The organism is Bacillus haikouensis (assembly GCF_013179555.1).
In the GTDB taxonomy this organism is placed as follows: Bacteria; Bacillota; Bacilli; order Bacillales; family Bacillaceae_B; genus Rossellomorea; species Rossellomorea haikouensis_A.
In genome coordinates this window covers 1-9,509 of record NZ_JABMCR010000171.1, presented here as the reverse complement: position 1 = coordinate 9,509, position 9,509 = coordinate 1, and the positions used below count along the sequence as shown (strand labels likewise).

Annotated in this window: 11 protein-coding genes and 1 riboswitch; of the genes, 6 read left to right on the top strand and 5 right to left on the bottom strand. The window is 43.9% G+C overall.

What is annotated here, in order from left to right; genetic code table 11:
* The 3 genes from HP456_RS15625 to HP456_RS15615 all read right to left on the bottom strand — a co-directional run.
* Window positions 1–397, bottom strand: a 397-nt coding sequence (locus tag HP456_RS15625; protein ID WP_376766224.1) for an ABC transporter permease, incomplete at its 3' end; no start/stop codon positions are given.
* A complete protein-coding gene (locus HP456_RS15620) occupies window positions 378–1,154 on the bottom strand; it encodes an ABC transporter ATP-binding protein (protein ID WP_172252744.1) in 777 nt (258 codons plus the stop codon). The genes HP456_RS15625 and HP456_RS15620, both read right to left, overlap by 20 nt.
* A 270-nt stretch (window positions 1,155–1,424) precedes the next feature.
* Window positions 1,425–2,426 carry an ABC transporter substrate-binding protein gene (locus HP456_RS15615; RefSeq protein ID WP_172252742.1) on the bottom strand — a complete coding sequence of 334 codons (1,002 nt, stop codon included), beginning with the start codon at window positions 2,424–2,426 and terminating at the stop codon, window positions 1,425–1,427.
* A gap of 189 nt (window positions 2,427–2,615) precedes the next feature.
* Between HP456_RS15615 and HP456_RS15610 the strand changes: the two genes are divergently transcribed.
* From HP456_RS15610 to HP456_RS15595, 4 genes are all read left to right on the top strand, one after another.
* A complete protein-coding gene (locus HP456_RS15610; protein ID WP_172252740.1) occupies window positions 2,616–3,401 on the top strand; it encodes an alpha/beta hydrolase family protein in 786 nt (261 codons plus the stop codon).
* A 25-nt stretch (window positions 3,402–3,426) separates the two neighbouring features.
* Window positions 3,427–3,660 (top strand): DUF2584 family protein, encoded by a 234-nt coding sequence (locus HP456_RS15605; protein ID WP_312857773.1) that lies wholly within the window; start codon window positions 3,427–3,429, stop codon window positions 3,658–3,660.
* Window positions 3,661–3,743: 83 nt separating this feature from the next.
* Window positions 3,744–4,301, top strand: a complete 558-nt coding sequence (locus HP456_RS15600; RefSeq protein ID WP_172252738.1) for a CBO0543 family protein — start codon at window positions 3,744–3,746, stop codon at window positions 4,299–4,301.
* 41 nt (window positions 4,302–4,342) lie between these two features.
* A complete protein-coding gene (locus HP456_RS15595; RefSeq protein WP_172252736.1) occupies window positions 4,343–4,906 on the top strand; it encodes a biotin transporter BioY in 564 nt (187 codons plus the stop codon).
* Window positions 4,907–5,085: 179 nt separating this feature from the next.
* On the opposite strand, the gene HP456_RS15590 is transcribed toward HP456_RS15595, so the two are convergent.
* Window positions 5,086–5,874 (bottom strand): GNAT family N-acetyltransferase, encoded by a 789-nt coding sequence (locus tag HP456_RS15590; protein WP_172252734.1) that lies wholly within the window; start codon window positions 5,872–5,874, stop codon window positions 5,086–5,088.
* A gap of 151 nt (window positions 5,875–6,025) precedes the next feature.
* On the opposite strand from HP456_RS15590, the gene HP456_RS15585 reads away from it, so the two are divergent.
* The gene (locus HP456_RS15585; RefSeq protein WP_172252732.1) at window positions 6,026–6,175 is read left to right on the top strand and encodes a lmo0937 family membrane protein; all 150 of its coding nucleotides are present in this window, start codon (window positions 6,026–6,028) and stop codon (window positions 6,173–6,175) included.
* A 355-nt stretch (window positions 6,176–6,530) separates the two neighbouring features.
* Here HP456_RS15585 and pckA read toward each other — a convergent pair whose 3' ends face one another.
* Complete coding sequence (pckA, locus tag HP456_RS15580; RefSeq protein WP_172252730.1) at window positions 6,531–8,120, bottom strand: phosphoenolpyruvate carboxykinase (ATP); 1,590 nt, start codon at window positions 8,118–8,120, stop codon at window positions 6,531–6,533.
* Between the two features lie 360 nt (window positions 8,121–8,480).
* A riboswitch (SAM riboswitch) is annotated at window positions 8,481–8,624 on the top strand.
* Window positions 8,625–9,014: 390 nt separating this feature from the next.
* On the opposite strand from pckA, the gene HP456_RS15575 reads away from it, so the two are divergent.
* Window positions 9,015–9,509 (top strand): S-adenosylmethionine synthetase N-terminal domain-containing protein (locus HP456_RS15575; RefSeq protein ID WP_281358058.1); only part of this gene is annotated, 495 nt, incomplete at its 3' end.

The following is a 9,509-nucleotide window of genomic DNA, read 5'->3' as shown; positions in this document are numbered from 1 at the left end:
CGACAATGAGAATCGGGCCGAGGGCCACTTTCGGCATCGCGTTCAGGATGACCAGATAAGGGTCTAATACCCTCGATAGAAAAGATGACCACCAAAGGAGAGCAGCTAACAAAGTTCCGAGCAATGTTCCCAGGATGAAACCGAGAATCGTTTCTCCCAGTGTCACGGATAGATTTGCAAGAAGACTTCCATCTGCAGCCTTATCCAAAAAAAGCATCCAGATTTTCGATGGGGAGCTGAAGATCAACGGGTCAATCCAACTGTTTCGGCTCGAAATCTCCCACATGGAAAAAAAGATAAGGAAGATAAGAATCTGATAGAACCACACCCAGCGTTGTTCTTTCCTCAGGGATTGAATGTATTCGGCATGCTTCTGTTTAAGGGTTTGTTGATTCAAGATTCTCAAGCTCCTTCCATATACTTTGAAAAAAATGCGGATATGCTGCATGATTACGGACGGTGAACGGCTTTAGTTCCTTTAACTCCTGAGGTACTTCAAACACCTTGTGCACCCTGCCAGGCTTTGAAGCGAAGAGGATGATCCGGTCACTCATCGCGATGGCCTCACCAATATCATGGGTCACAAGCACGGCTGTTTTGTTCAGTGACTTTAATGTGGTAAAAATAAGATCCTCAAGTTTTAACTTCGTCTGGTAATCGAGTGCTGAAAATGGCTCATCCAAAAGCAGGATTTTCGGTTCTGTAATCAGTGTCCGGATCAGGGCGACCCGCTGCCGCATACCGCCAGACAGCTCTCTCGGATAAGAGGAAGCCACTTCCGACAAGCCGAATTCCTCCAACAAGTCATAAGCCGCACGTTTCTTCTCTTCAGTTAAACTTTCCATAATCTTCAACCCTAAGAAAATGTTCTCCTCAATCGTTTTCCACGGAAACAGATAATCCTGCTGAAGCATATAGCCCATCTGATTCCTTTCAGAACTGACAGGTTTGCCATGCAGCAGAACTCTCCCCTCTGTCGGTCTGATGAGCCCGGCGATAATGGAAAGAAGCGTAGTTTTCCCACATCCGCTCGGACCGATAAAGGATATGAACTCTCCTTCATTCACATGCAATGAAATATCGGAAAGGGCATTTGTTGCCGTTTTAGGGGAGAAATAAGTGTGATGAATCGTGTCCAGGGAAAGAAAATTCACGGTAACGCGCCTCCAGTCTTTCTCTATTAATGAAGGGATGACACGGTGTCAGCCCTGTTAGATGACGGTGAGTTCGGAAGGCTGGAGCTAGGTATGCGGTTTAGGTCCGGTTTGTTGTTGTGCCAGGCACAGATCGGGTTGATTGTGCCTGGCACAAATCTCTAGAATTGTACCGGGTACAGAATGGTTGGAATCAAACTCGGTACAATCCATCATGGTGATCGGAACAGCCACTCAATCCCCTGTTCCGAAACCGCTTCTCCAATTCTTCTATTCACTCACCTTTTCAGCAACCGAAGTGTTTACAAGCGTCTCATGGTCGATCTGCTCAGGAAGTTCCCCAGCTTCTTCCATGATATTCTGCAGGTTATTCCATTCTTCGACATCCAGAATCGGATCTGATGCAAAGGAGCCTTGAGATTTATAGCGGTCCACTACGGTTTCGATGATATCTAATTCCGTGTCTTCGAAATAAGGTTCAATTACTTCAGCGATATCTTTCGGGGAGTTTTCCTCCACCCATTTCTGTGCTTTGTAGAGTGCTTTGGTGAATTTTTCAATAGCTGCTTTGTTTTCTTTCATATAACTGTCCTTCGCCATGAAGGTAGTATATGGGACATGGCCGGATTCTGTTCCAAAGGAAGCGATAATATGACCTTTTCCTTCTTTTTCAAAGATCGAAGCGGTAGGTTCGAACAATTGTACGTAATCACCTGTACCGGAAGCGAAGGAATTGGCGATGTTGGCGAAGTCGATATTCTGGATCAGATTCAGGTCGTTATGAGGATCGATTCCATGTTTTTTAAGTACAAATTCACCGGCCATCTGAGGCATGCCGCCTTTCCGCTGGCCCAGGAAGGTGGAGCCTTTAAGCTGCTCCCAGTCGAAATTTTCAACTTTTTCACGTGACACAAGGAAGGTACCGTCTGTTTGTGTCAGCTGCGCAAAGTTGATGACGGGGTCATCAGACCCTTGGGCATGAACGTATATGGATGTTTCCGATCCAACAAGTGCGATGTCCGCCCCGTCAGAAAGTAACGTCGTCATCGTCTTATCTCCGCCCCATGTGGTGGTGAGCTCGATATCAAGCCCTTCTTCTTTAAAAAATCCTTTTTCGATGGCCACATATTGGGGTGCATAGAAAATGGAACGTGTCACTTCGGCCACACGTACTTTTTGATTTTCATCCCCGCCGCTGCCGCAAGCAGTTAAACCGATGGTCAGCACTGCGGTCAAGAGTAGCGTAAAGATGAATCGAGTCCATTTTTTCATTGAATTTTTCCTCCTTTTAATGAAACATGAGCACATGTAATACCCTCTAATCGTTTTTTCCAAGGAATAGAGGGGTAGGATGCTCCTATAGGTCACCATGACAAGTTTGAAGTGTGATTTGATAAAATAGTTTATGTGAAGAATAAAAAATGTGTGAATACCCAGTGCCCATTTTGAAAGGAAGAGATTATGAGAAACGGAACCATTGTAAAGAAGACGTTATTCCCGTCCCCGAACCCCCGAGTCGAAATGTATGAAATCGTCTATTTTTCCGGAGGGCTGCGAGTGAAAGGATTGCTTGCGCAGCCAATACTTCCAGGAGAATATGATGGATTTCTTTATTTAAGGGGCGGAATTAAGGGAGTGGGGATGGTGAGGCCTGCCCGCATCGCCCAATTTGCACAGGAGGGGTTCATTGTGTTTGCTCCGTTTTATCGGGGGAACCGCGGCGGGGAAGGTAATGAAGACTTTGCAGGTGATGACCGCGAAGATGCTTTGTCAGCTTTTCAGTTGTTAAAGCAGTATGAAAGAGTACATAGAGGGCGGATCCACGTATTCGGTTTTTCACGCGGAGGGGTAATGGCGCTGCTTACTGCAATAAAAGAAAAGGGAGTCACCTCGATCGTTACCTGGGGTGGAGTGACGGATATGTTCCTCACCTATGAAGAACGAAATGACCTTCGGAGGATGATGAAGAGGGTAATCGGAGGCAGCCCTAATAAATACCCCGAACGCTATGAGTGGAGGACTCCGCTATACGAAGTGGAGGAGATAACGGCCCCTGTCCTCATCATTCACGGTGAAAAAGATCATAACGTTTCAATCAATCATGCATATAAATTAGAAAAACGGCTGAAAGAGGCAGGGAAAAGAGTGGAGTCTTATTATTTCACAGAGTTCACGCATTATTTTCCCCCTTTGAAGAACCGTGAAATTGTTATCATGTTGAGTGACTGGATGAAAAAACAGGAGTAAAGGGGAATGACCATGGGAATGGGGCTTGAGCTCAATACTATTCATTCTTGTCACGCAGGGGAAGGAAGTCAGGACGGAAGACAACCTGTTTCAATTGCAAAAAGAAGGGTACCGCTTATATCCGATGCACACCCCGGTTGAAATTCGGACGATGGAAGGAAGCCATTCAAGAGGGTTTGCGCTTATCGAAAAAATTCTATGGCACGAAGAAAAAACAACGATTTATTATAAATTGATTTCACTGAATTCAACCAATTAAGAGCCTGATTTTCAGGTTCTTTTTTATAGAGATAATAATTGGATGGAAAACTCCTCATACTAGTAAAAAACTGAGGTAAAGTGATGATTGAAAAATATGACAACGTTCATAGTGAGCTGATGAGAGCGGCAAAAATAAATATCGACTATTGGCTTGAATATAATTTTCTTACGCTGAAGTGGTGGATCATTATTGTCTTAATGATCATCCTCTGGGTCTTCATTTTAAAGGTGGTGGATCGGCAGCAGCTCCCGAAGGTATTGTTTTTGGGACTGGTTTGGATCATGGCTGCAGCGAATTTGGACGGATTCGGATTTGAATTGGGGCTCTGGGGATATCCGACTGAGCTTTTACCCATTTATCCAAAAGCCTATTTGTTTGATTATGCGATGATTCCCGTCACCTATATGTTCATTTATTATTATTTTCCAAAAGGGAAGGCGTTCTTCATCGCAAATGTGGTATTAGCAGCAGGTGCTTCATTTATGAGTGAGCCATTTTTCAGGTGGGTGGATTATTATAAGGCTTATCATTGGGAGGCATGGTGGTCGTTCATCATTTACTTTCCCTTGTCTTATATAATCCGTTGGTTTGTGGAAAAAGTTTTTAATGTACTTCCCGAAAATCAAAAAGTGTGTTAACTTAAATTTAATAGTAGTTTACACAAAGGGGAGAACAGGGAATGAACGGAGAGAAATTAAGAATGATCATTCAGTGCAGTATCTTTGCTGCCATCACGGGGATTTTCGCCCAGATTGAAATTCCTCTTCCGCTTGTACCAATCAGCGGTCAGACATTGGCAGTAGGCTTGACAGCTACGATAATTGGGAGCAGATACGGAGCATTTTCGATGGTCGGCTATGCGGCCCTCGGAGCGGTAGGCGTCCCGGTATTTGCCGGATTCAGCGGGGGAGCACAAGTCCTTGTCGGTCCCACTGGCGGCTACATCTTCGGATTCATTGCCGCTGCGTTCATTACAGGGATCATTCTTGAGAAAACCAAATTCAATCTCACGATGGCGATGATCGCGAACACAGTCGGAATGATTGTCATCCTGATCGTCGGTACGATCCAATTGAAATTCGTTGCCGAACTAAGTTGGACACATGCGATGGCAGCCGGGGTATATCCTTTTATCCTAGTCGGACTCATAAAAGCATTTCTGGCAAGCTGGATCGGCATCACGGTCCGAAAGCGTCTCGTACAGGCAAGATTAATACAGGGCAGTACGAAAGCAGCAGCATGATGGAAAGATCGGATCTCCATTGAGGGGGTCTTTTTTTTGTATGGGTAATGATGCCGGGATGGGGATTGAATTGTATCCTGGTTTGGTGTTTTTCGTGGATAATTGATGCTTGTCGAAAGATCGAGAGGACTGATTTCAAATTACAGTTATATCAAAAACTCAGTCCTTCACATCCCTCTCTAAAACTTATACATCATCCAATATCCGATATCTTCGAAGCCGATCGTTTTATAGATCCTTCCTGCTTCAGGGTTATCATAAAAGAGGCAAAGCTCTTTTCCTTCCAGCAGCACATCCCGGCACAGTTTGGACATGCACTCGGTCGCATAGCCTTTTTTCTTGTGGAGCGGGTGGGTGCATACAGCGACTACCATTGCTGACTTGGTGTTCTCAGCAGCGGTTGATGCAGAGGAAACAAACACACCGTCATCTTCAATGAAATAACTGCGTGATACCCCTATTTCCATACTGTGCCTTCTATTCTCGATTGAAAAATCGCCTCCACTGAACTCTGGAATAATGTTGAGGAGCTCCACCAGTTTGGGAAGGTCCTCCAGTGATGCTCTATTAATATGTGTCAGATCCTCCTTTAACAATGAATCGGTATTATCCAATTTTGCATAGTACAACTGCCTTTTTGAATGGAACTCGCGCGTTAAAAAGGGTTCCCCTTTTGATGTAATCGCCTTTAACCCGGATAAGATCTTATAGTCATCGCATCCATTTATGATATCTGCGAATCCTTCGGCATCAAATTCTCCCGGTGAATAAGGGATGAAGTTTTCTCTGTATTTCAACAGGATCCCTCTCATATACCCATTTCCGTCAAAATCGCCCCAGATGGTTTGGAAGTCCTGTTCGTATCCAAATGCTTCGATATCACCGATGATGAACAAATTTTCAGCAGGCCGTTCCTGGATCAGCCGCTGACATTGTTCGTCATCTGCATGTGTTAACACCCTGATCATTTTCCTAACCCCTTTATAAGTTTTAATTGATATATTACCAAAATTTATAATATTTAGTAAAGTGGTATTTTTAAATTAAGTATAGAGTTTGTTTTAATAAATGAATTATAGGGAAAGTTAGCATCAATACATGATGAAGGAGGCGGTAAACATGTTATGGACAATCATTGGTATTCTGGTAGTCCTGTGGCTGTTAGGGCTGATCTTTAAGATTGGCGGAGCCATCATCCATATATTATTGGTCGTTGCCCTGGTCGTGTTCTTATGGAACCTGATAACGGGCCGGAAGAAGGGCGTATAGCTGTGGAAAAAGAGGAGAAATCCTCTTTTTTTGTTTGGGATGAAACGGGCTGGGAATGGATGTTGTTCAATGGATGAAAGTTTGTCGTTTCGTGTAAAAACGTTGATACAACCGAGAAATTGTTGATAAATCTTAATTTTGGTTCATACTATTCTAAGATTATAAGAACAAATCCACTTTGACCATCCAACCGATGAGATACAGCTCTACGCTCAGTTGAGGAGAGAACCCGATCCCGACGCTATATCCAATTCAGCCGCACCCAAGCCTCCACTGCGTCACTCACCCAAAAGCAAAAAAAGACCAGCCAAACACAGCGATAGTGTTTGACTGATCAGTTCAGGATGAATCATGTTTAATTTACTGCAGGGCCGCCTTTTGCTTCGATATCGGCAGGCACGTTTGTGAATTTCTTGAAATTATCGTTGAATTGGCGTGCGAGTTCGGTTGCCTTAACTTTGTACGCTTCTTCATTTGACCATGTTTTGATTGGAAGTAGGACTTCATCTGGCACTCCCGGTACATGCACTGGGATGTTCAGCCCGAAGATTTCATCTTTTTCGGTTTCAACGTTTGTCAGTTCGCCTTCAAGTGCTGCCTGCACCATTGCGCGAGTGTAGGATAGCTTCATGCGGCTGCCCACACCATATTCTCCACCAGTCCAGCCTGTGTTGACCAGGTATACTTCTGCATTGTGCTCATCGATTTTCTTTCCGAGCATTTCTGCGTAACGAGTCGCAGCAAGCGGAAGGAACGGTGAGCCGAAGCATGTTGAGAAGGTAGCCTGCGGTGACGTGATGCCTCGTTCGGTACCTGCCAGTTTGGATGTATAGCCGCTCAGGAAGTGGTACATTGCCTGCTCTTTCGTCAGCTTGCTGATCGGAGGCAGAACGCCGAATGCATCGGCAGTCAGAAAAACGATTGTATTCGGGTGTCCTGCGATGCTTGGCTCCACGATGTTATCCATTGCTTGGAGCGGGTATGCAGCACGTGTATTTTCGGTCAATGTGTTATCCTCATAATCAGGGATGCGCGAGTCTTCATCGAGCACCACGTTTTCCAATACGGATCCGAAACGGATGGCATCATAGATTTGAGGTTCTTTCTCTCGGGTCAGGCCGATACATTTCGCGTAGCAGCCGCCTTCGATATTGAATACGCCGTTCGGTGACCAGCCGTGTTCGTCATCACCGATCAGACGGCGGTTAGGGTCGGCGGATAATGTCGTTTTCCCGGTGCCGGAAAGCCCGAAGAATAACGCAACATCCCCTTCACGCCCTACATTTGCAGAACAGTGCATGGAAAGGATATCGGATTCAGGAAGCATGTAATTCATGACGGAGAAGATTGATTTCTTCATTTCTCCTGCATATTCAGTTCCACCGATCAGTACAATTCTTTTCTCGAATGAAACGATGATGAAAGTTTCAGAGTTTGTGCCGTCGACAGCAGGGTCTGCTTTAAAGTTAGGTGCCGAAACAATTGTAAACTCAGATTTATGTGAGTTTAGTTCTTCCGCAGCAGGACGGATGAACAGTTGATGGGCAAAAAGGTTATGCCATGCAAATTCATTGATGACCTGGATTGGAAGTCTATGTTTAGGATCTGCACCTGCAAATCCATTAAATACGAATACTTCTTCTTTTTCTTTTAAGTATGCTAGAACTTTATGATATAATTTATCGAATGATTCAGCGGAGATCGGCTGATTTACAGACCCCCAATCGATTTTATCTTTAGTCGAAGGCTCCTCGACAGTGAACTTATCTTTAGGAGAGCGCCCTGTATATTTACCGGTTTCAGCTCTGACCGCACCTGAAGAAGTTAAAACGCCTTCATTTCTATGAAGAACTTTTTCCACTAATTGTGAAACAGATAGTTGATTTTTGATGTTTTGACCGTTAAGTAATTCTGTTAACTCATTAGACATGCTCACTGAATTCATTAGAACCCTTCCTTTATATAAATTTAAATACCCCTTTGTTGTTTCTTTTCAAAAATAGTATAACACAATTAATTTATTAGTCTATACTATTTAGATGTTTTTTATTATGTGACTTAAATTTGTAACAAATTCTTCGAAAAATGTGACGCATTTCTTCCTATCTAAGCAGTTTATGCTTGTCCATGAAAAATTCTTCATGCATATACCCACATTTCTTCTTATATAAATATCATTCATGATTCTCTATTTTTGAGGGTGTGGATAAAAGTGATTCTGCTGATGTCTGCTGTTAACTTTTTCATATGAAAAAGTATTTGACACCCTGTAGTGTTAACGTTATTATTGTACCTTGAACGGATACTCTTATCCTGAGCTGGTGGAGGGAGCAGACCCTATGAAACCCAGCAACCTGCTAAATAGATAGTGGATCTTTCCGGTAAGGAAAAATCCCATGAAGCGAAGGTGCTAAACTGAGGCAAGGTGGATAACCTTGAACGATAAGAGAGAAAAGGCGCGGCTATGATGTGAAACCTTTCCTCTTTAACTTTTCCCGAGGAAGGGTTTTTTCTGTTTAAGTTGTAAGAATGTGTAACTTTAATCTGAGAATTGTCCAGCTCCAGCGCCTGGCCACCCGAGACGGGCAGGTCCGCCATATGAAGTCAAAAGGCGACTTCACCGGTCTGCCCTGAAGCGTTTGCCGGGGCTGATCAAGGCGCTTGCGCTTTTCTTATAGTGGAGCATTAGTGATTAAATATCATGTTTTTATATAAGGTTGTTTTCTTCTTCCTTATAAAAAGCCCATGTTTACTTCATACTACTTAGGGAAATGAGTACCGTATCTGTTTAAATGTTTTGTCGGTGAATACCGGCAAATATGCTTAAGGAGGAACCTTAATGTCAACTAAACGTCGTCTGTTTACATCTGAGTCCGTAACGGAAGGACATCCAGATAAAATTTGTGATCAAATTTCCGATTCAATTCTTGATGCAATTCTAACGAGTGATCCAAATGCCCGTGTAGCATGTGAAACATCTGTCACTACAGGCCTTGTGCTTGTTGCAGGTGAAATCACTACAAATACGTATGTCGATATCCCGAAAATCGTTCGTGAAACGATCCGCGGAATCGGATACACCCGTGCGAAATATGGTTTCGATGCGGAAACTTGTGCCGTACTTACATCGATTGATGAGCAGTCAGCTGATATTGCCCAAGGTGTAGACCAGGCACTGGAAGCACGTGAAGGACAAATGTCTGATGCAGAAATCGACGCAATCGGCGCCGGTGACCAGGGTCTGATGTTTGGATTTGCCTGCAATGAAACGAAAGAACTTATGCCTCTTCCGATTTCACTGGCGCACAAGCTTTCACGCCAGCTGACTGAAGTT

Excerpts from the sequence above, each read along its gene's own strand:
- HP456_RS15615 (WP_172252742.1), bottom strand. The coding sequence starts at position 2,426 with ATGAAAAAATGGACTCGATTCATCTTTACGCTACTCTTGACCGCAGTG.
- HP456_RS15585 (WP_172252732.1), top strand. The coding sequence starts at position 6,026 with ATGTTATGGACAATCATTGGTATTCTGGTAGTCCTGTGGCTGTTAGGG.
- HP456_RS15610 (WP_172252740.1), top strand. The coding sequence starts at position 2,616 with ATGAGAAACGGAACCATTGTAAAGAAGACGTTATTCCCGTCCCCGAAC.
- pckA (WP_172252730.1), bottom strand. The coding sequence starts at position 8,120 with ATGAATTCAGTGAGCATGTCTAATGAGTTAACAGAATTACTTAACGGT.
- HP456_RS15590 (WP_172252734.1), bottom strand. The coding sequence starts at position 5,874 with ATGATCAGGGTGTTAACACATGCAGATGACGAACAATGTCAGCGGCTG.
- HP456_RS15595 (WP_172252736.1), top strand. The coding sequence starts at position 4,343 with ATGAACGGAGAGAAATTAAGAATGATCATTCAGTGCAGTATCTTTGCT.
- HP456_RS15600 (WP_172252738.1), top strand. The coding sequence starts at position 3,744 with ATGATTGAAAAATATGACAACGTTCATAGTGAGCTGATGAGAGCGGCA.